Here is a 737-nt window from a genome sequence, read left to right on the forward strand (position 1 = left end):
GTTCGGTACAGCAGAACGGAGGAGTTCACTGTGCCGGGAACACGAATCACTGATCAGCAGGTCACTATTTATATGAAACATAGAAAACGTAATAGCCAAGTTATCGCGGCTGCGAAAGCAGGTATTTCAGAACGTTCAGCAAGGCGCATTGATAAACTGGATGAGCAGCCATTGTCTAATAAACGCCAATGGCGAACGCGTATAGATCCACTTGAGTCTATCTGGGACAGTATTGTTGTCCCTCTACTTCAAGGTGATGCAACGTTAACTCCAGTGGGAATTTTTGATCACCTTTGCGAGTTTCACACCGACAAATTTAACCCGAGTTCACGGCGTACATTAGAGCGTCGAATTCATAAATGGCGGGCACTGTATGGCTCAAGCAAAGAGGTCGTATTCCTGCAAACACACGAGTATGGCCTATTAGGTATGTGTGATTTTACACATGTGAAGTCACCCGTTACCATTGCTAGTGAACCCCTAAAGCATATGTTGTTTCATTATCGTATGCCCGCCAGTGGCTGGGCTTACGCCCAAGTGATTTACGGCGGTGAAAGCTTTGCTGCTTTTTCTGATGGCGTGCAAAACGCATTTAAAGCAGCCGGCGGTGTGCCGAAAGAAGTGCGTACAGACAGTCTGAGTGCCGCCTATCGTAATCATACGAATGATAATGATTTTACAGAGCGCTTTAATGAGCTAGTTATCCATTATGGCTTTAAAGCGACCCGCAATAACCG

The 737-nt window shown here is 46.0% G+C and carries 1 pseudogene; it reads left to right on the forward strand.

What is annotated here, in order from left to right:
- Positions 1-30: 30 nt before the first annotated feature.
- Positions 31-737, forward strand: a pseudogene (locus tag J5X91_RS18030) (IS21 family transposase); the annotation flags it as partial.

Origin of the sequence: Pseudoalteromonas sp. K222D, from assembly GCF_017653575.1 — a bacterium.
In the GTDB taxonomy this organism is placed as follows: domain Bacteria; phylum Pseudomonadota; class Gammaproteobacteria; order Enterobacterales; family Alteromonadaceae; genus Pseudoalteromonas; species Pseudoalteromonas nigrifaciens.